The 18,313-nt window shown below is 66.1% G+C and carries 16 protein-coding genes; 12 read left to right on the forward strand and 4 right to left on the reverse strand.

The features are described 5' to 3' along the window. Positions 1-2: 2 nt before the first annotated feature. From kdpC to kdpE, 3 genes are read left to right on the forward strand one after another with little or no spacing between them, the layout of a single operon-like run. The gene (gene kdpC / locus GTP41_RS02370) at positions 3-587 is read left to right on the forward strand and encodes a potassium-transporting ATPase subunit KdpC (RefSeq protein ID WP_161023927.1); all 585 of its coding nucleotides are present in this window, start codon (positions 3-5) and stop codon (positions 585-587) included. A 1-nt stretch (position 588) separates the two neighbouring features. Beyond that, a complete protein-coding gene (gene kdpD, locus GTP41_RS02375; protein ID WP_161023928.1) occupies positions 589-3,285 on the forward strand; it encodes a two-component system sensor histidine kinase KdpD in 2,697 nt (898 codons plus the stop codon). Continuing rightward, on the forward strand, positions 3,285-3,992 hold the full coding sequence (gene kdpE, locus GTP41_RS02380) for a two-component system response regulator KdpE (RefSeq protein WP_371867254.1): 708 nt from the start codon (positions 3,285-3,287) through the stop codon (positions 3,990-3,992). Before kdpD ends, kdpE begins: the two co-directional genes overlap by 1 nt. Positions 3,993-4,092: 100 nt before the next feature. On the opposite strand, the gene GTP41_RS02385 is transcribed toward kdpE, so the two are convergent. Genes GTP41_RS02385 through GTP41_RS02395 form a run of 3 tightly spaced genes read right to left on the reverse strand, consistent with a single transcriptional unit; the run spans position 4,093 to position 6,705 of the window. Next, entirely contained in the window at positions 4,093-5,262 is a 1,170-nt protein-coding gene (locus tag GTP41_RS02385; protein ID WP_161023930.1) for a vWA domain-containing protein, read from the reverse strand. 1 nt (position 5,263) lies between these two features. After that, a complete protein-coding gene (locus GTP41_RS02390; protein ID WP_161023931.1) occupies positions 5,264-5,851 on the reverse strand; it encodes a GNAT family N-acetyltransferase in 588 nt (195 codons plus the stop codon). Further along, positions 5,851-6,705, reverse strand: a complete 855-nt coding sequence (locus GTP41_RS02395; protein WP_161023932.1) for an AAA family ATPase — start codon at positions 6,703-6,705, stop codon at positions 5,851-5,853. The genes GTP41_RS02390 and GTP41_RS02395 overlap by 1 nt, the downstream gene beginning before the upstream one ends. A gap of 155 nt (positions 6,706-6,860) precedes the next feature. Between GTP41_RS02395 and GTP41_RS02400 the strand changes: the two genes are divergently transcribed. The 9 genes from GTP41_RS02400 (at position 6,861) to GTP41_RS02440 (ending at position 17,831) form a co-directional block, all read left to right on the forward strand. Then, positions 6,861-7,181, forward strand: a complete 321-nt coding sequence (locus GTP41_RS02400; protein ID WP_161023933.1) for a c-type cytochrome — start codon at positions 6,861-6,863, stop codon at positions 7,179-7,181. An 11-nt stretch (positions 7,182-7,192) separates the two neighbouring features. After that, positions 7,193-7,534 carry a c-type cytochrome gene (locus GTP41_RS02405; RefSeq protein ID WP_161023934.1) on the forward strand — a complete coding sequence of 114 codons (342 nt, stop codon included), beginning with the start codon at positions 7,193-7,195 and terminating at the stop codon, positions 7,532-7,534. A 189-nt stretch (positions 7,535-7,723) separates the two neighbouring features. After that, the gene (locus tag GTP41_RS02410; RefSeq protein ID WP_161023935.1) at positions 7,724-9,961 is read left to right on the forward strand and encodes a TonB-dependent hemoglobin/transferrin/lactoferrin family receptor; all 2,238 of its coding nucleotides are present in this window, start codon (positions 7,724-7,726) and stop codon (positions 9,959-9,961) included. 9 nt (positions 9,962-9,970) lie between these two features. Next, positions 9,971-13,972: a cobaltochelatase subunit CobN gene (gene cobN / locus GTP41_RS02415; protein ID WP_161023936.1), complete on the forward strand. Its 4,002-nt coding sequence runs from the start codon at positions 9,971-9,973 to the stop codon at positions 13,970-13,972. 10 nt (positions 13,973-13,982) lie between these two features. Continuing rightward, positions 13,983-14,468 carry a MotA/TolQ/ExbB proton channel family protein gene (locus tag GTP41_RS02420; protein ID WP_161023937.1) on the forward strand — a complete coding sequence of 162 codons (486 nt, stop codon included), beginning with the start codon at positions 13,983-13,985 and terminating at the stop codon, positions 14,466-14,468. Then, a complete protein-coding gene (locus GTP41_RS02425) occupies positions 14,465-14,776 on the forward strand; it encodes a DUF2149 domain-containing protein (RefSeq protein ID WP_161023938.1) in 312 nt (103 codons plus the stop codon). The genes GTP41_RS02420 and GTP41_RS02425 overlap by 4 nt, the downstream gene beginning before the upstream one ends. An 80-nt stretch (positions 14,777-14,856) precedes the next feature. Beyond that, on the forward strand, positions 14,857-15,324 hold the full coding sequence (locus tag GTP41_RS02430; RefSeq protein WP_161023939.1) for a (2Fe-2S)-binding protein: 468 nt from the start codon (positions 14,857-14,859) through the stop codon (positions 15,322-15,324). Further along, positions 15,321-17,471, forward strand: a complete 2,151-nt coding sequence (locus tag GTP41_RS02435) for a xanthine dehydrogenase family protein molybdopterin-binding subunit (protein WP_161023940.1) — start codon at positions 15,321-15,323, stop codon at positions 17,469-17,471. Before GTP41_RS02430 ends, GTP41_RS02435 begins: the two co-directional genes overlap by 4 nt. Positions 17,472-17,561: 90 nt before the next feature. Further along, positions 17,562-17,831, forward strand: coding sequence for a hypothetical protein (locus GTP41_RS02440; protein ID WP_161023941.1), 270 nt, complete (start codon positions 17,562-17,564; stop codon positions 17,829-17,831). Here the strand turns inward: GTP41_RS02440 and GTP41_RS02445 are convergent. Beyond that, positions 17,828-18,253: a DUF1841 family protein gene (locus GTP41_RS02445; RefSeq protein WP_161023942.1), complete on the reverse strand. Its 426-nt coding sequence runs from the start codon at positions 18,251-18,253 to the stop codon at positions 17,828-17,830. The two genes, GTP41_RS02440 and GTP41_RS02445, sit on opposite strands and share 4 nt — an antisense overlap. Positions 18,254-18,313: the final 60 nt, after the last annotated feature.

Consider the following 18,313-nt stretch of genomic DNA (forward strand, 5'->3'; position numbering starts at 1 on the left):
CTATGATTTCGACTCTTCGTCCGGCCCTGGTGCTGTTCGCTGCACTGACCGTCGCCACCGGCGTGATTTACCCCGTTGCCGTGACCAGCGCCGGCCAGGCCCTGTTCCCGCACCAGGCGGCCGGCTCCATCATCGAAGTGGACGGCAAGGCGATCGGCTCCATGCTGATTGGCCAGCAGTTCACCACCCCCGGCTATTTCTGGGGCCGCCCGTCGGCCACCAGTCCGGCGCCATACAACGCCAGCGGCTCCTCCGCCTCCAACCTGGGTCCCCTGAACCCCGCCTTTACCGAGGCAGTGAAAGGCCGCGCGGAAGCGCTGCGTGCCGCCGATCCAGGAAACCGGGCGCCGATCCCGGTCGACCTGGTGACCGCCTCGGGCAGCGGCCTCGATCCGGAAATCAGCATGGCCGCTGCGCAGTACCAGCTGCACCGGGTGGCGTCAGCGCGCGGCATGGCGCCCGGGCAGGTGCAGGCGCTGATTGCGCAGCACGCGAGCAGGCAATACTTCGGCATCTTCGGCGAAGCGCGCGTGAACGTCCTGGCCCTGAATCTGGCGCTGGACGGCAAAACACCGCATACTCGCTGATATGATTCCACTCGACGACGCCCGGCCCGATCCAGACGCGCTGCTGGCGCAAGTACAAGCCCAGGAGCGCAAGGCGACGCGCGGCAAGCTGCGCATCTACTTCGGCGCATCGGCTGGCGTTGGCAAGACCTACGCCATGCTGTCTGCCGCCCGCAAGCTGCAGGCCGCCGGCCAGCCGGTGCTGGTGGGCGTCATCGAGACCCACGGCCGCAGCGAAACGGCGGCATTGGTTGAGGGCTTGCCCGTATTGCCGCTGCGCGCGGTGGCCTATCGCGACAAGATACTGAACGAGTTCGACATCGACGCGGCGCTGGCCCAGCGTCCGCCCCTGATCCTGATCGACGAACTGGCGCATTCCAATGCGCCCGGTTCACGCCACCCCAAGCGCTGGCAGGACGTCGAGGAATTGCTGGAAGCGGGCATCGATGTCTACAGCACTGTCAACGTGCAGCACCTGGAAAGCCTGAACGACGTGGTGGGCGGCATCACCGGCATCCAGGTCAACGAAACCGTGCCGGACACCGTGTTCGACGCCGCCGACGAAGTGGTGCTGGTCGATATTCCCGCCGACGAACTGCTGGCGCGCCTGAAGGGCGGCAAGGTGTACCACGCGCAGCAGGCCGAGCGCGCCGCACGCAATTTCTTCCGCAAAGGGAACCTGATCGCCCTGCGCGAGCTGGCCTTGCGCCGCACCGCCGACCGCATCGAGGATGACGTACGCGCCTATCGTGTCGAACAGTCGATCGACACCATCTGGAAAACCGGCGCCTCGGTGCTGGCGCTGGTGGGGCCGCGTCCCGGCAGTGAACAGGTGGTGCGCAGCGCCGCGCGCCTGGCCGGGCAACTGGGCACCGAGTGGCATGCCATCTACGTCGAAACTCCTGCGCTACAGCGCCTGCCCGCGCACGAGCGCGAACGCATCCTGCGCACGTTGAAGCTGGCGCAGGACCTGGGCGCCAGCACCGCCGTGCTGTCGGGCAGCGATATCGCCGCTGCGGCAGCCGACTACGCGCGCGGCCACAACCTTTCGAAGATCACGATCGGGCGCAGCCATTCCAGCTGGCCGTGGCGCCGCGCGCATAGCCGCCGCCTGGCCGCCCACGCGCCGGACGTCGACTTGATCGAAGTATCGGTGAGCGAACGCGAAGCCGCCCCGCGCACCCTTGCCCCGACCGACGAGGAGGAGGACGCGCGCGCCACCAAAGTGCGCGCCACCGGCTACGCGGTCGCAGCAGCCGCCAGCGTCGGCATGGCGCTGCTGGCCACGCCGCTGCTGCCATACTTCGACCTGGCCAACATCGCGATGCTATTCCTGCTGGTGGTGCTGCTGGTGGCGGTGCGCTACGGGCGCGGCCCATCGGTGCTGGCCACCTGCGTCGGTGTGGCCTGTTTCGACTTCTTCTTCGTCGCGCCGCGTTTCAGCTTTGCCGTCTCCGACCTGCAATACATCATCACCTTTGGCGTGATGCTGGCGGTCGGCCTGATCACCGGCCACCTGACTGCCGGCCTGCGCTTCCAGGCGCGGATCGCCTCCCACCGCGAAGCACGGGCGCGCGCCCTGTTCGAGTATGCGCGCGAATTGTCCGGCGCCTTGCAAACGGAGCAGGTCTTCGACACCACCGCGCGCTTCCTGCAAGCGACGTTCAACGCCAAGGCGACATTGCTGGTGCCCGACAACGACGGCCGCCTGCACCTGCCGCCGGGCGCCGGCACGCCGGCGGCGCTGGACCAGGGCGTGGCGCAATGGGCCTTCGACCACGCGGAACGCGCGGGGCTTGGCACCGACACGCTGCCCGCCAGCGCGTTGTATTACATGCCGCTGGTGGCGCCGATGCGCACGCGCGGCGTGCTCGCCATTGAACCGGTGCAGCGGCGCTGGATCCTGATTCCCGAGCAGCGGCAGCATTTGGAGACCTTTGCCGCGCTGGCCGCCATCGCGCTGGAGCGCGTGCATTACGTCGAAGTGGCGCAGGAAGCCTTGGTCAATATGGAGTCGGAGCGCCTGCGCAATTCGCTGCTGGCGGCCGTGTCGCACGACCTGCGCACTCCGCTGACCGCGCTGGTGGGCCTGTCCGAATCGCTGGCGCAATCGCGCCCGCCGCTGGCCGCATCGCAGGCGGACATGGCGCGCTCGCTGCACGAAGAAGCGCTGCGCATGAGCGCCCTGGTCGCCAACCTGCTCGACATGGCGCGCATTGAAAGCGGCGGCTTGAAGTTCAACCTGCAATGGCAGCCGCTGGAAGAGGTGGTCGGCAGCGCGCTGCGCGCCAGCCGCCTGGCGCTGGCCGGGCACAAAGTCAGCACCCAGCTCGCGCGCGAGCTGCCGCTGCTGCGCTTCGACGCTGTCCTGGTCGAGCGCGTGCTGTGCAACCTGTTGGAGAACGCCGCCAAATACACGCCGGAGGGTTCGTCGATCGTGATCTACGCCGTGCAGCGCGGCGAATTCGCGCGCGTCATGGTGTACGATAACGGCCCTGGCCTGCCGCGCGGGCGCGAAGAGGCCATCTTTGAAAAATTCACGCGCGGCGAAAAGGAATCGGCCAAGCCAGGCGTGGGACTGGGCCTGGCGATCTGCCGCGCCATCGTGGAGGCGCATGGCGGCACCATCGCGGCCGATAAGTCGCCGCTGGGCGGGGCCGCCGTGGTCTTCACGCTGCCGGTCGGCACGCCGCCGCAAGTGCCGGAAATTGAGGAATGATGAGTATGCAGCACACCGAAATCGCGCCTACCGCCTTGCTGGTTGAAGACGAGCCGCAGATCCGGCGCTTCGTGCGCGCCGCGCTGGAAGAGGAGGGCTGGCATGTGCACGAAGCGGCCAGCATGCAGCGCGGCCTGATCGAAGCCGGCACGCGCCGCCCCGACCTGGTGATCCTCGACCTGGGCCTGCCGGATGGCGACGGCAACGACTTTATCGCCGATTTGCGCAAATGGTCGAACGTACCGGTGATCGTGCTATCCGCCCGGGTGAATGAATCCGACAAGATCAAAGCGCTGGACGCAGGCGCTGACGACTACCTGGCCAAGCCCTTTGGCGTCGGCGAATTACTGGCCCGCGTACGCGCCACCCTGCGCCGCCAGCGGCAACCGCAAGCCGACCTGGCCGGCCAGGTGCAATTCGGCGAAGTGGTGGTCGACCTGCCGAATCGCCGCGTAACCAAGAAAGGCGAGCACGTCCACCTCACCCCAACCGAATACCGCCTGCTTTCCGTGCTGGTCGCCAACGCCGGCCGCGTCATGACCGCCCCACAGCTGCTGCGCGCCGTCTGGGGCCCCGCCCAATCCGACAACAGCCACTACCTGCGCATCTACATGGGCCACCTGCGCCACAAGCTGGAAGACGACCCCGCCCAGCCGCAGCACCTGCTGACCGAAACCGCCGTCGGCTACCGCCTCCAGCTTGCCTAGCCGAAATGTCCACATTGGGGTCAGGAAGAAAAGTGGACATTTTTCTAGGAAATGTCCACTTTTCTTCCTGACCCCAATGTGGACATTTTGCTGGCGGGTGTTATTTGGAGAGGGTGCGCATGGCGCGTTCCAGGCCTTCGATGGTGATCGGGAACATGCGGTTGTTCATCAACTGCTTGATCACGCTGATCGATTGGCGGTATTGCCATAAGCCTTCCGGCTCGGGGTTGAGCCAGATGAACTTGGGGAAGTGGGTCGTGAAGCGCTGCAGCCATTCGGCGCCGGCTTCTTCGTTGTTGTATTCGACCGAGCCGCCCGGCTGCAGCACTTCATAGGGACTCATGGTGGCGTCGCCGACAAAAATCAATTTCGTGTCGGGCGGGTATTTGCGCAGCACGTCCCAGGTGGCGAAGCGCTCGGCGTTGCGGCGGCGGTTGCTGCGCCACAGGTAGTCGTATACGCAGTTGTGGAAGTAGTAGAACTCCATGTTCTTGAACTCGGTCTTGGCGGCCGAGAACAGTTCTTCCGCGCGTTCGATATGGTCGTCCATCGTGCCGCCCACGTCCATCAGCATCAAGACTTTGACGTTGTTCTTGCGCTCGGGCTGCATCTTGATGTCGAGGTAGCCGGCGTTGTTGGCGGTGGCGCGGATGGTCTGGTCCAGCGCCAGTTCTTCGGCCACGCCCTGGCGTGCGAATTTGCGCAGTCGGCGCAGGGCCACTTTGATGTTGCGCGTGCCCAGCTCGCGTTCGCCGTCGTAGTCCTTGTAGGTGCGCTGCTCCCACACTTTGACTGCGGTGCGGTTACCGCCCTTGCCGCCGATGCGGATACCTTCCGGATTGGTGCCGCCGTTGCCGAACGGTGAGGTGCCGCCGCTGCCGATCCATTTGTTGCCGCCTTCGTGGCGTTCTTTCTGCTCTTTCAGCAGCTCGTTCAGGCGGTCCATCAGCTTGTCGTAGCCGAATTTCTCCAGCGCGGCGATCTGCTCGGGCGTTAGCTCGCGCTTCATGCGCTGCAGCAGCCAGTCGAGGGGTATCTCTTTGGTGGTGTCGAAGACGGCGTTGATGCCTTTGAAGTATTGGCCAAAGGCGCGGTCGAACTTGTCGTAGTTGGCCTCGTCCTTCACCAGGCACAGGCGGCTCATGTAGTAGAAGTCGTCCAGCGAGGGCGCCAGCACCTGCTTTTCCATCGCTTCCAGCAGGGTGAGGAATTCCTTGATCGTGACCGGGATCCTGGCGTCTTTCAGCGTGAAGAAGAAGTCGATCAGCATCTCAGGCCCTCCGTGCCAGCAGGTAGCGCAGCTGTGCCTTCACTTCCGGCCATTCGCCGCGCACGATGCTGTACATGACGGTGTCGCGTACGGTGCCGTCGCGCCGCAGGGCGTGGTGGCGCAGCACGCCGTCCTTCCGGGCGCCCAGGCGTTCGATGGCGGCTTGCGAGGCGTGGTTGAAATTGTCGGTGCGGAAGCCGACCACGGCGCAGCCCAGGGTTTCAAAGGCGTGCGCCAGCAACAGCAGCTTGCAGGTGGTGTTGACATGCGTGCGCTGGGCGCTGCGGCGGTACCAGGTGTAGCCGATTTCCACGCGGTCGAGGGCGGGCACGATGTCGTGGTAGCTGGTGGTGCCGAGCACGCGCCCGCTCACCGCTTCCACCACGGCGAAGGCCAGGCGGGCAGGGCGCATGTCGAGGGCGGCGGCGACGTAGGCTTCCACGTCCTGCGGTTCGGGCACGGAGGTGATGCGCAGCTTCCACAGCTCGCCGTCGCGGGCGGCGTCGCGCAGGGCGTCGGCGTGCTGCGGGCCGAGCGGCTCCAGGCGCAGGCCGTTCAGCTCCAGCGTGACCGGGTTTGGTGCATCCATCAGCGGTTGGTCCTCGACATGTAGACCAGGCGTTCGAACAGGCTCACGTCCTGTTCGTTCTTCAGCAGGGCGCCGTGCAACGGCGGCACAATGGCTTTCTGGTCTTTGCTGCGCAGGGCTTCGGCGGGAATGTCTTCCGCCATCAGCAGTTTGAGCCAGTCCAGGAATTCGCTGGTGGACGGCTTCTTCTTCAGGCCCGGCACGTCGCGCACTTCGTAGAACGATTGCAGGGCGGTCGCCAGCAGTTCCTGCTTCAAATGCGGGTAGTGGACTTTGACGATGGCTTCCATCGTGTCCTTGTCCGGGAATTTAATGTAGTGGAAGAAGCAGCGGCGCAGGAAGGCGTCCGGCAGCTCTTTCTCGTTGTTGGAGGTGATGATCACCAGCGGGCGGTGCTTGGCCTGCACCATTTCGCGCGTCTCGTAGACGTAGAATTCCATGCGGTCCAGTTCGCGCAGCAGGTCGTTCGGGAATTCGATATCGGCCTTGTCGATTTCGTCGATCAGCAGCACCACCGGCTCGGGCGCGGTGAAGGCTTGCCACAGCACGCCTTTGACAATGTAGTTGTGGATGTCGCGCACGCGCTCGTCGCCCAGCTGCGAGTCGCGCAGGCGCGACACGGCGTCGTATTCGTACAGGCCTTGCTGGGCCTTGGTTGTCGATTTGATATGCCACTGCATGAGGGGCATGTCGAGGGCGGCCGCGACTTCCTCCGCCAGCATGGTCTTGCCGGTGCCCGGCTCGCCTTTGATCAGCAGCGGGCGTTGCAGGGTCAGGGCCGCGTTGACGGCCAGTTTCAGGTCATTGGTGGCGACGTAGTTGTCCGAGCCTTCGAATCGCTGTGGGGCTTGCATTGGTGTTCCTGGTAAATGTGTACTTATTGAGTATAAGCTAGATCCAGATTATGGACGATTGCCCAACTTGTAAGGTAAAATCGCAGGTTGAGGGCGCGATGGCCATCTTTTTTGCGCTTGGCAGTATTCGATTACAACTGATTAAAGCCCACACTATGAAAAAAATCTTCGCACTCCTCGCGCTGGCCGCCGTAGCGCAGGCTGCCGCAGCCGCGGACATCGTCGGCGACGCCAAGAACGCTAAAGGCAAGATCGAGATGTGCATCGGTTGCCACGCAATCCCAGGCTATAAAGCGACGTTCCCAGAAGTGTTCCAGGTGCCGAAGATCGGCGGCCAGTCTGCCAAGTACATTGAAAACGCGTTGAAGGGCTACCAGAAGGGCGAGCGTAAGCACCCGTCCATGAAGGGTATCGCCGTCAGCCTGTCCGACCAGGACATCGCCGACATCGCCGCTTACTACTCCCAGCAGAAATGAGGCCTGGAACCATGAAAAAACTGATTATCGCTTTGTTCTGCTCCGCCGTTTCGTTCAGCGCCACTGCCGGCGGCAATATCGCCAACGGCAAGGCTCTGGCTGAGAAATACAGCTGCGCCGCCTGCCACGGCAAGGACTACAACTCCCCGATCGACCCGAGCTACCCTAAGCTGGCCGGCCAGCACAAGGACTACCTGGAACACGCGCTGATCGCTTACAAGCGCGGCGACGCGCCGAACGGCCGCTCCAACGCCATCATGGTGGGCCAGGTCAAGCCGCTGTCGAACAAGGACATCGCCGACATCTCGGCCTACCTCCATTCCCTGCCAGGCAGCCTGGTACTGAAGCGCTAATCCAGCGCCTCCCGCATAAAGCCCGCCGCGTGCGGGCTTTTTTGTTTTCAGCGCGGGGAACTTCTTGATCTATATCAATGCGAATGGTTCTCATTTGCAATTAACCTAGCGGCATTCCTTTCCCGTCATTGTCAGCCCCTCGGTTTTCCGAACAGCCAGCCGCGCACGGTTCCACTTACCGGAGGCTCGATGTTCCCGCTTAAACCACTTTCGGCAGCCCTGTTGCTTGCCCTCGGCACGCCGCATGCGCAGGCCGACCAGACCCTGTCCACCATCACTGTCACCGCGACCCGCACCGAAACGGCGGGCGAGAACGTGGCCGCCACCGTCAGCGTGGTGGAGCGCGCCGACATCGAGCGCCGCCAGCCGGCCGACGGCGCCGACCTGCTGCGCGACGAGCCGGATGTGGCGCTGGCGCGCGACCTGCGTCGTTTCGGCGCCACGCGCGTGAATATCCGCGGCATTGAGGACAACCGTGTGACGCAGATGGTGGACGGCGTACGCCTGCCTGATTTTTACAACGGCGGCGGCCCTACCAACTTCACCATGAATGCGCCGGGCGGCGTGTCGCCCGACTTCCTCAAACGCGTGGAAATCCTGCGCGGCGCGGCCTCCAGCCTGTACGGCTCGGACGCCATCGGCGGCGTGGTCGGTTACCTCACGCTGGACCCCGCCGACATGCTGGTGGCGGGCGAGAACACGGCGCTGCGCTACCGCGTGGGCCATATCGGCGCCAACGATGCACTGCGCCATAGCCTGCTGGGCGCCTGGCGCAGCGAGACCAGCGAGGCACTGTTCGGTTATTCGCGCGCGACCGCGCATGCCTTTGAAAACATGGGGTCAGTCGATACGCGCAACGCCAGCCGCAGCCTGCCCAATCCACAGGACGTGCGCGACCAGGGCCTGCTGCTGAAGTTCGGCCACCGCCCGGCCGCCGGTCACAAGCTGGCGCTGACTGTCGAAGGCCGCAAGCTCGATAGTGATGTCGAGATCCTGCGCCTGGCGGCGTCGCTGCCCAAGGTCAGCGCCATGTGGGGCGATGACCACAGCAAGCGCCTGCGCGCCACGGCGGAATGGCAGCATATGCCGAAAGGCGCATGGTACGACCGCCTGACAGCGCGCCTGTACCGCCAGGATGCCGACACTCGCAACAACAACCACCAGAAGCGCGACGCGACCAGCGCCACCTGTGCCGCTTCCGGCCCGGTGGGCGTCAACAACTGCCTGATCGCGCAGGAGTTCCTGTTCTCGCAAACGGCCACCGGCGGCAGCCTGCAGTTCGACAGCGCGTTGAAGCTGGCGGGGCAGGAGCATTTCCTGACCTACGGCCTGGACACTTCGCGCGTCAAGACGGAAGAGAGGCGCGACGCCACCGTGCGCAACCTGAGCACCGGCACGGTGGGCAAGAATCTGGCGGGGGATGTCTTCCCGCTGCGCGATTTCGCCATCGGCAATACCGACACCGTCGCCTTCTTCGCGCAGGACGAGATCAGCGGCCTGGCCGGCGGCGCCCTGACCCTGACGCCGAACCTGCGCTATGACTGGCGCCGCCTGTCGCCGAAGGTCGATGCGCTGGCCCAGGCCGTGCTGGACGGGATTGGCCGCAAGGTGGTGCGCCAGAGCGATGGCGCGCTGTCGCCCAAACTGGCGGCCATGTGGGCCTTCAGTCCGAACCTGTCAGGTTACGCCCAGCTGGCGCGCGGCTTCCGCGCCCCGAACTACGAGGAGGTGAACGGCGCCTTCCGCAACAACTCGCAGATGTACGGCATCGTACCCAATCCGGACCTGAAGCCGGAATCGAGCACCGGCCTGGAACTGGGCCTGAAACTGCGCAGCGATACAGTACGCAGCCAGTTCGCCGTGTACGACAACCGCTACCGCGACTTCATCGCCAGCGTGCAGCTGAATTGCCCGAGCGATCCGCGCTGCGTGCCGCTGCCGATTCGCATGACCAGCATGTTCCAGAACCTGTCGCGCGTGCGCATTTACGGCGCCGAGGCGCGCGCCGTGTGGGATATGGCGCCGGGTTGGAAGCTGGACGGCGCCGTGGCCATGGCGCGCGGTGAGAACCGGGCCAACGGGGCGCCGATCAACACGGTGGAGCCGCAGCGCCTGAGCGCCGGCCTGCTGCGCGATGCCGGCGAGTGGGGCGCCGAGCTGCGCTTGCGCGCCGCCAAGGCGGTGACCCGCACCGACGATCGGGACGGGGCCTGGTTCCGTCCCGCCGGCTATGGCGTGAGCGACCTGTCGCTATGGTGGCGTCCAGCGAAGGGCGCGCAGCTTAACCTGTCGGTCAACAACCTGTTCGACAAGAAGTACTGGCTGTGGAGCGATATCCGCCAGGCCGATGCGCGCATGCCGACCGGTGTCGACTTCTACACGCAGCCGGGCCGCAAGTTGTCGGCCAGCCTGGCATACCAGTTCTAAGGCCGATCCATGCAAAGCCTGATTTCGCGCTGCCTGCTGGCATGCGCGCTGCTGCTGGCGGGCGCCTTGGCGCCCGTTCATGCCGCCAAACTGCTGTTCGTCACCAGCGGCCCCACGCCGACCGGCAAGTTCCAGCTGCTGGCGCAGCTGGGCAAGCCGGCCGGCGCGAGTGTCGAGGTGCGCTACCTGGAGCAGTTGCCGCCGCAGCCCGGCGCGTCGCTGTTCCAAGGCTACGACGCGGTGCTGTTCGACCTGCCGCGCGACCATATGCGCGAATTCGGCAAGGCGCGCCTGGCGGCTGCCTTGCCGGGCTTGCGCCAGCCTGCGCTCTGGCTGCATGAGCAACGGCCAGAGTGGCAGGGCATGCCTGAGCCGCTGGCGCGCCGCCTTCTCAGTTACTACGTTAACGGCTCCAGCGCCAACTACAGCGGCTTCCTGCGCACGCTGGTGGCGCACTTGAGCGGCCGCAGTACGGAGGGCATCGCACCGCCTGTCGTGTTCCCCAAGGCGGCGCTGTACCACCCGCAGGCGCCGGGCAAGATTTTCGCATCGGCGACCGACTACCTGCGCTGGAAGGGCGTGCAACTGGAACGCAAGCCGGTGGTGATCGGCATCGCCCTGCACCAGTCGTATATCGCGGCCGAGCAGACAGCCTTCATCGACGACCTGATCGCGCGCATCGAGGCGACGGGCGCGCTGGCGCTGCCGTTCTACGGGCCGGCCATGGCGCCCATGGCGCCGGTCATGAGCGTGGCGGGCAAGCCGCTGCCGGACGTCATCATCAACACCCAGATCATGCTCAATCCGGAAGGGCGCAAGCAGGAGTTCGAGGCGCTCGGCATTCCGGTGGTGCAGGCCACGCCTTACCGCAAGGGCGATGCGGCTGCCTGGGCAGCCGACCCGCAGGGCGTGCAGCTGGTGGATGTGCCGTTCTACCTGGCGCAGGGCGAGTATGCCGGCATCGTGGACGCCATGGTGACCGGCGCCGCGCGCGCCAGCGACGACCAGATCGTGCCGATCGCCGCACAGGCGCAGGCCATTGTGGAGAAGGCGCGCAAGCTGGTGCAGTTGCAGCGCCTGTCGAATCGCGACAAGCGCCTGGCAGTCTTCTTCTGGAATTACCCGCCGGGTGAGAAGAACCTGTCGGCTTCCTACCTGAACCTGCCGCGCAGCCTGGCCGGCACGCTGGCCGCGCTGCATGCCGCCGGCTACAGCACCCAGCCGCAGGATGAGGAAGTGCTGACCGCCACCTTGCAGCGCCTGCTGGCGCCGTTCTACCGCGACAATACGCTGGACGATTTGCTGCGCGACGGCCTGGCCGAAAAACTGCCGCTGCCTGCCTACCGCGCCTGGCTGGCGACCCTGCCGCAGGCGGTGCAGCAAACCCTGCACGCGCGCTGGGGCGACCCCGAGCGCTCGGCCATGCTGCTGCGGCGCGATGGCGAGGCATTCTTTGTGATCCCACGCGCCAAATTCGGCAACCTGGCCATCCTGCCGCAGCCGCCGCGCGGCGAGAAATGGGAGGGCAAGGAGAAGGCCCTGTACCACAGCCCGAAAGCCGATCCTTCCCACTTCTACCTGGCGGCCTACCTGTGGGCGCGCCAGGGCATGCAGGCCGACGCCCTGGTTCACTACGGCACCCACGGCTCGCAGGAGTGGTTGCCGGGTAAGGAGCGCGGCCTGTCGGTCTACGACTACCCCTTGCTGGCGGTGGGCGACGTGCCGGTGGTCTACCCCTACATCGTGGACAATATCGGCGAAGCGCTGCAGGCCAAGCGCCGTGGACGCGCCGTCACCATCACGCACCAGACGCCGCCCTTCGCGCCGGCCGGCCTGCACGAAGCCCTGTCGCGCCTGCACGACCTGCTGCACGCCTGGATCGCGCAGGACAGCGGTGCCGTCAAGGACAAGCTGGCGGCCGACCTGCTGCAAGCCGCGCGTGCGCAGCACATCGACAAGGACATGGCCTGGGATGCGCAGCGCATCGCCGCCGACTTCCCCGGCTTTGTGGAGGCGCTGCACAGCCAGTTGCACGAGCTGGCGCAAACAGCGCAGCCGCTCGGCCTGCACACTTTCGGTAAGGCGCCGCAGGAACAGCATCGCCTCGGCACCGTGCTGCTGATGCTGGGCCGCGAGTACTGGCAACTGGCCGGCGCGCCGGGCGACGAGCCGGACGAAGTCTTTGTCGAGGACTATAGCAAGCTGGCCGAATCGGCACCATATCGCCTGTTGCGGCGTCACACCGTCGAAGGCGAGCCGCTGCCAGCCAGCACGCGGGGCAATGCGCGCCTGGCGGAGCTGCTGCAGCGCGGCCAAGCCTATTATGCGGCGCTGAGTGCAGGCGGCGAAATGGCGGGCATGCTGGCGGCGCTGGATGGCCGCCATATCGCCACCTCCTACGGCGGCGACCCGATCAAGAATCCGGACGCGCTGCCGACTGGCCGCAACCTGTACGGTTTCGACCCGTCGCGCGTGCCGACGCAGCAAGCCTGGAGCGCCGCCAAAGACGCGCTGGATGCGCTGCTGGCCGCGCACCGCAAGGCCAAAGGGCAGCCACCGAAGAAGCTCGCCTTCTCGCTCTGGTCGGTGGAAACCATGCGCCACCAGGGCATCCTGGAAGCGCAGGCCCTGTGGGCGCTGGGCGTGGAGCCGGTGTGGGATGCCGGCGGCCGCGTGACCGACGTGAAGCTGATCCCACGTGACAAGCTTGGACGGCCACGGGTCGACGTGGTGCTGTCGGCCACCGGCCTGTATCGCGACCACTTCCCGAACGCCATGCGGCAGTTGGCGAAAGCCGTGCGCCTGGCGGCCGAGGCGAATGAAGACGACAACCCTGTCAGCGCCAACACGCGCGCCATGGCGGCAGCGCTGGCCAAGGCCGGCGTGCCGCAGGCAGAACGCCAGAACGCGGCGTTGACCCGCATCTTCTCGTCCGAGTCTGGCCACTACGGCAGCGGCCTGGATGACGCCACCCTGGCCAGCGATACCTGGAAAGGCAAGGAGGAGGGCGATCGCAAGCTGGCCGACCTGTACCTGGCGCGCATGCAGTTCGCCTACGGCCCGGACGAAACACGCTGGGGCCAATCGGGCGGCAACGTGAACCTGTACGCGGAAGCGCTGCGCGGCACCGAGGGCGCGGTGCTGTCGCGTACCTCCAACCTGTACGGCATGCTGACCACCGACGATCCGTTCCAGTACCTGGGTGGACTGTCGCTAGCGGTGCGGCGCCTGGATGGCAAGGCGCCCGAGCTGTACATTTCCAACCTGCGCGACAACAGCCAGTCCGGCGGCCGGGTGGAAACGGCGGCCGGTTTCCTGGCCAAGGAACTGGCGACGCGCAACTTCCATCCCGGCTATATCAAGGGCCTGATGGCGGAGGGCTATTCCGGCACCTTGCAGGTGCTCGACGCCGTCAACAACTTCTGGGGCTGGCAGGCGGTGGCGCGCGAGACCGTACGCGACGACCAGTGGCAGGAGTTTGTCGACGTCTATGTGCGCGACAAGCACAAGCTCGGCATGCGCGACTGGTTCGAGCGCGATAATCCGCACGCCATGGCGCAGACCATCGAGCGCATGCTGGAAGCCGCGCGCAAGGGCTATTGGCAGGCCGATGCCGATACCGTGCAGGAGCTGAAGGAGCGCTGGCGCGAACTGTCGGCGCGCCACGACGTGCGTACCGACAACCTCCAGTTCCAGGCTTTCGTCGCACCCGGTTTCGGCACGCAAGGCGCAGCCCCGCCGCCCGGCGCGCAAAGCGCAACGCCGCCGCCATCGCCATCGCCAGCGCCGCGCGCCGCAGCCACGCCCGCAAAGCCCGCCGCGCCGCCGGAGCCGCCCGCCGCACCACCTGCACCACCAGCACCGCCACCCGTGCGTGGCCTGCAGCTGACCAAAGTCGAAGCGCCGCAGCCATCACCTGCCCCGCAGCTCGCCGTGGCGCTGCTCGTCATGTTGGCCGCCTTACTGGCCGGCGCTGTGCGCCAGGCCAGCACCTTCCCGCAACCCCGTTGAAAGTCACACCATGCAAACTTTGATTGAAACCCTGATGTACCAGCTCGGCCAGGTCTTCCTGCTGCCCACGCTGGCCCTGATCGCCATCCTGTTCCTGTACAGCTTTTACAGCCTGGGCAGCTTTGCCGTGCAAGGCTGGCAGCGCCGCCGTGGCCAGGGCCGCTCGCTGCTTGCCTGGTGGCAAGCCAACAGGCAAGCCAGCGACGATGAACTCGACGTGCGCGCCCACAAGGAGCTGGAGGCGGCCCGCATCGCCACCCGCGTCGCGCCCATGCTTGGCCTGGTGGCGACCATGATTCCGATGGGCCCCGCCATGAAGTCCCTCTCCGACGGCAACCTGGGCGCCGTGTCGCAAAACCTGATGGTCGCTTTCTCCGCCGTGATCCTGGCGCTGATCGCGGCCTCCATCACCTTCCTGGTGGTGAACGTGCGGCGCCGCTGGCTGGCGGAAGAAATCCTTGAGATCAGCACCCAGCGCCAGGAGGCTACCCAATGAAGCTGCTGCACGAACCGGAAACCGAAGATCCGATCCTGTCGGTGGTCAACTTGATCGACGTCTTCCTCGTCATCATCGCGGCGCTGCTGATCGTGGTGGCCAAGAACCCGCTATTGAATGCCTTCGGCAAGCAGGACGTGACCGTGATTACTGACGCCGGCAAGCCCGGCATGGAAGTCGTGGTGAAGAAGGGCGAGAAGATCGAGCACTATAAGAGCACCGGCAAGATCGGCCAGGGCGAGGGCGACAAGGCCGGCACGGCGTACCGCATGAAAGACGGCTCCATCGTCTATGTGCCGGAAAACTGACGCCGCGCAACCGGCTTAAGCTTGCCGTAACCCAGTCTCCCCCGGCGGTGCTAACCTAGCCCGACCTTATGGGGGAGACAATGATTTATAAACTACATATCAATGGCGCCGCCCGCTCGGCGGACGTCGAGGGCGACACGCCCTTGCTGTGGGTCCTGCGCGACACCCTGGGCCTGACCGGCACCAAATACGGCTGCGGCGCCGGCGCGTGCGGCGCCTGCACCGTGCATATTGACGGCCAGGTGGTGCGCAGCTGCGTCATGCCGGTCAGCGCGGTGGGCCAGGGCAAGGTGCGTACCATCGAGTCCTTGTCGCCCGACCGCTCGCATGCCTTGCAAAAGGCCTGGATCGCGGAGCAGGTGCCGCAATGCGGCTACTGCCAGTCCGGCATGCTGATGGCGGCGGCGGCGCTGCTCAAGTCTCACCCCAAACCGAGCGACGCCCAGATCGACGCCGCCATGACCAACTTGTGTCGCTGCGGAACCTACCCGCGCGTGCGGCGCGCCATCCGCCGCGCGGCGGGCATGAAGCTGGAGGACGCAGCATGAGCGGCCGCCGCGACTTCCTCAAGAGCCTGGCCGCAGGCGGCGCGCTGGTCGCCATCGCGCCGCTCGCCCGCGCGGCGGATGCCGCCCCGGCCGCGCAGCCGCCGGGCTGGGTGCGCATCGCCCCTGACGGCGCGGTCACCGTGCTGTCCAACACCAGCGAGATCGGGCAGGGCACCGGCACCGCCATTGCCCAGATGCTGGCCAATGAGCTGGACCTGGACTGGACAAGCATCCGCGTTGAAATGGCGCCGCTGGAAAAGCGTTTCGCCAATCCCGGCTGGCAGGAATTCTCCACTTACGGCAGCGGCGGCGTGTCGCACCAGTTCACGCCCCTGCGCAAGGCCGGCGCCCAGTTGCGCGCCATGCTGCTCGGCGCGGCGGCGCATGAATGGCAGGTGCCCGCCACGCAGTGCGATACCGATGCCGGCCACGTGGTGCACCGCGCCAGCAAGCGCCGCCTCGCCTACGGCAAACTGGCCGCGCGCGCGGCCAGCCAGCCGGTGCCCGCCGACCCGCCGCTGATGCCGAAGGAGCGCTGGCGCTTCATCGGCAAGGACCAGCAGCGCCTGGACCTGCCGGGCAAGGTCGATGGCAGCGCCGTCTACGGCATCGACGTCAAACTGCCCGGCATGCTGTACGCCGCCATCCTGCAATGCCCCCACTTCGGCGGCAAGCTGGCGGCGCTCGACCCGCAGCCCGCGCTGGCCAAGCACGGCGTGACGCGCGTGGTGCGCCTGCCGGATGCGGTGGCCGTGGTGGCCGACAGCACCTGGCGCGCGCAGCAGGCGCTCAACGCGCTCAAGCCGGAATGGGACCTGGCCACGGCCAGCAGGCACACCAGCGCCACCTATATGGCCAGCCTGCACGAGGCGCTGAAGAAGGACGGCGAACTGGTGGTGCCGCGCACCAAAAAGGCGGAGGACATCCTGTCCGATTACAGCGCCGCGAGCGCCAAAGGCGGCAAGGTGGTGGAGCGCACCTACGCCGTGCCCTTGCTGGCCCACGCCACCATGGAGCCGATGAACGGCACCGCCCACGTCAAGGACGGCAAGGCCGAACTCTGGCTGCCGACCCAGACCCAGCAAACCGCGCAGGAGAATGTGTGCAAGGTGCTCGGCCTGCCGCCGGAAGCGGTCACCATCAATACCACCCTGAGCGGCGGCGGTTTCGGGCGTCGCATTGAACCCGACTTCGCGGTGCAGGCGGCGCTGATTGCGCGCGAAGCCGGGGTGCCGGTCAAGCTGACCTGGAGCCGCGAGGAGGATATGCGGCACGGCTACCACCGTCCCGCCGTGGCGTTGCGCCTGCGCGCCCATGTCGACGGCAAGCACGCCATCCAGGCCATGCGCGTGGACTGGGCCTGCGACTCGATCTTCAATTATTCGCGCTTCGGCGCCGACAAGTCGGCTGCCAAACCCTTCGACCGCAGCCCGCTCGGCGTGCCCATGAGCCAGTACTACACCATCCCCGTGCCGCTGCGTCGCGTGACCACGGTGGAGGCGGGCGTGCCGCTCGGCTACTGGCGTTCGGTGGCCGGTTCGCAGAACGTGTTCGCGTCCGAGTCCTTCGTCGATGAACTGGCCGGCATGGCGCAGCAAGACGCCTTCGACTACCGGCGCGCCATGATGAAGCCGGGCAGCCGCGAACGCGCCGTGCTCGATTTGCTGGAAGCGCGCTCCGGCTGGCGCGACAAGCGCCAGCCGGGCCGCCATCTCGGCATGGCGTTCACCTGGGCCAATGGCAGTTACGTTGGCCAGGTGGTCGAGCTGTCGGTGGACCAGGCAGCGCGCGTCAAGCTGCACCGCATCACCAGCGTCGTCGATTGCGGCATTGCGGTCAATCCGCGCAATGTGCGCGGCCAGGTCGAGGGCGGGAATATCTTTGCGCTGACGGCGGCTTTCTACGGCGAGATCACCGTGAAGGAGGGCGCGGTGGAGCAATCCAACTTTACCGACTACCGCCTGCTGTCGCTGGCCGAAACGCCGCGCATGGACATCGCGCTGGTCGAAAGCAGCGAGCCGCCCGGCGGCATCGGCGAAGAGGCGGTCGGCCCGCTGGCGCCGGCGGTGGCCAACGCCTTGTTTGCGGCGACCGGCAAGCGCGTGACCGAGCTGCCGTTCTCCAAAGCCGGCTTCACGCTTGCCTGATTTTTTTGCACCGGCGCGATAATTGGATAGTTTCCACTCGGAACTAGTGGTCTATGATGGCTCTATCAGGCAATCGCGGAGGTGCGGAAAATGGTGTATTTGCTAACGGCGCTGTTGGCCGGTGCCGCAGTACTGCTGCTGTGCCTGACCTGCCGCCTGGGGCGTAAGACCCAGGCCTTGCTGGCGGCAACCCTGCCGTGGCTGATCAATGTGGCGCCGGCGCTGGCCATCGGCTCGGGCCACCTGCCGCGCGCCATCGTCTTCGCCGCCATTGCCAGCCCGCTGGTGTTCGCACTGATCTGCTACCTGCCCATCGTCCGCGTGGACGAGGCGGCGGAAAAGCCCGAACCGCAGGCTTAAAGGCGGCGCTTGATCGCTTCCACGTAGGCGGCGCCGTCCGGCGGCACGCCGCGGCGCTGCGAATTCCAGATCATCTCGCCCAGGCATTCCATGATTTCATGGTGCGCCGCGTGCTCGGTGCCCAGCTTGCGCGCCAGCCCGATGAAGGCTTCGCGGATGCCGCGCGGCTGGTCGATCGACAGCTGCTCGGTGATCGACAAATGCATCGACAGGTGCAGGAAGGGATTGGCTTCGCTGCCTTCCACCGAGTAGTCGCGGGCGATCGCTGCTTCCACGTCCTTCAACTGGTCGTGGTATTCGGGGTGCGCCATGATCCAGTCACGGGCGATCAGCTCGATCGGGTCCATGATTTCATTGGCATTGGCTTTGCGGTAGACGTCGCAGAAGAAGCGGCGCACGTCGTGGGAAGACGGGGTAAACATCCCGCCATTGTACCGTGCCGCGCAAAGGTGTACCCTGCGGCCCTTTTCCCATAATGTTTT

The sequence above is a fragment of the Pseudoduganella guangdongensis genome (genome assembly GCF_009857475.1).
Taxonomy (GTDB): domain Bacteria; phylum Pseudomonadota; class Gammaproteobacteria; order Burkholderiales; family Burkholderiaceae_D; genus Rugamonas; species Rugamonas guangdongensis.

Coding starts and splice junctions, on each gene's coding strand:
- GTP41_RS02430 (WP_161023939.1), top strand. CDS start 14,857: ATGATTTATAAACTACATATCAATGGCGCCGCCCGCTCGGCGGACGTC.
- GTP41_RS02405 (WP_161023934.1), top strand. CDS start 7,193: ATGAAAAAACTGATTATCGCTTTGTTCTGCTCCGCCGTTTCGTTCAGC.
- GTP41_RS02435 (WP_161023940.1), top strand. CDS start 15,321: ATGAGCGGCCGCCGCGACTTCCTCAAGAGCCTGGCCGCAGGCGGCGCG.
- cobN (WP_161023936.1), top strand. CDS start 9,971: ATGCAAAGCCTGATTTCGCGCTGCCTGCTGGCATGCGCGCTGCTGCTG.
- GTP41_RS02410 (WP_161023935.1), top strand. CDS start 7,724: ATGTTCCCGCTTAAACCACTTTCGGCAGCCCTGTTGCTTGCCCTCGGC.
- GTP41_RS02420 (WP_161023937.1), top strand. CDS start 13,983: ATGCAAACTTTGATTGAAACCCTGATGTACCAGCTCGGCCAGGTCTTC.
- kdpC (WP_161023927.1), top strand. CDS start 3: ATGATTTCGACTCTTCGTCCGGCCCTGGTGCTGTTCGCTGCACTGACC.
- GTP41_RS02390 (WP_161023931.1), bottom strand. CDS start 5,851: ATGGATGCACCAAACCCGGTCACGCTGGAGCTGAACGGCCTGCGCCTG.
- kdpE (WP_371867254.1), top strand. CDS start 3,285: ATGAGTATGCAGCACACCGAAATCGCGCCTACCGCCTTGCTGGTTGAA.
- GTP41_RS02445 (WP_161023942.1), bottom strand. CDS start 18,253: ATGTTTACCCCGTCTTCCCACGACGTGCGCCGCTTCTTCTGCGACGTC.
- GTP41_RS02395 (WP_161023932.1), bottom strand. CDS start 6,705: ATGCAAGCCCCACAGCGATTCGAAGGCTCGGACAACTACGTCGCCACC.
- GTP41_RS02385 (WP_161023930.1), bottom strand. CDS start 5,262: ATGCTGATCGACTTCTTCTTCACGCTGAAAGACGCCAGGATCCCGGTC.
- GTP41_RS02425 (WP_161023938.1), top strand. CDS start 14,465: ATGAAGCTGCTGCACGAACCGGAAACCGAAGATCCGATCCTGTCGGTG.
- kdpD (WP_161023928.1), top strand. CDS start 589: ATGATTCCACTCGACGACGCCCGGCCCGATCCAGACGCGCTGCTGGCG.
- GTP41_RS02440 (WP_161023941.1), top strand. CDS start 17,562: ATGGTGTATTTGCTAACGGCGCTGTTGGCCGGTGCCGCAGTACTGCTG.
- GTP41_RS02400 (WP_161023933.1), top strand. CDS start 6,861: ATGAAAAAAATCTTCGCACTCCTCGCGCTGGCCGCCGTAGCGCAGGCT.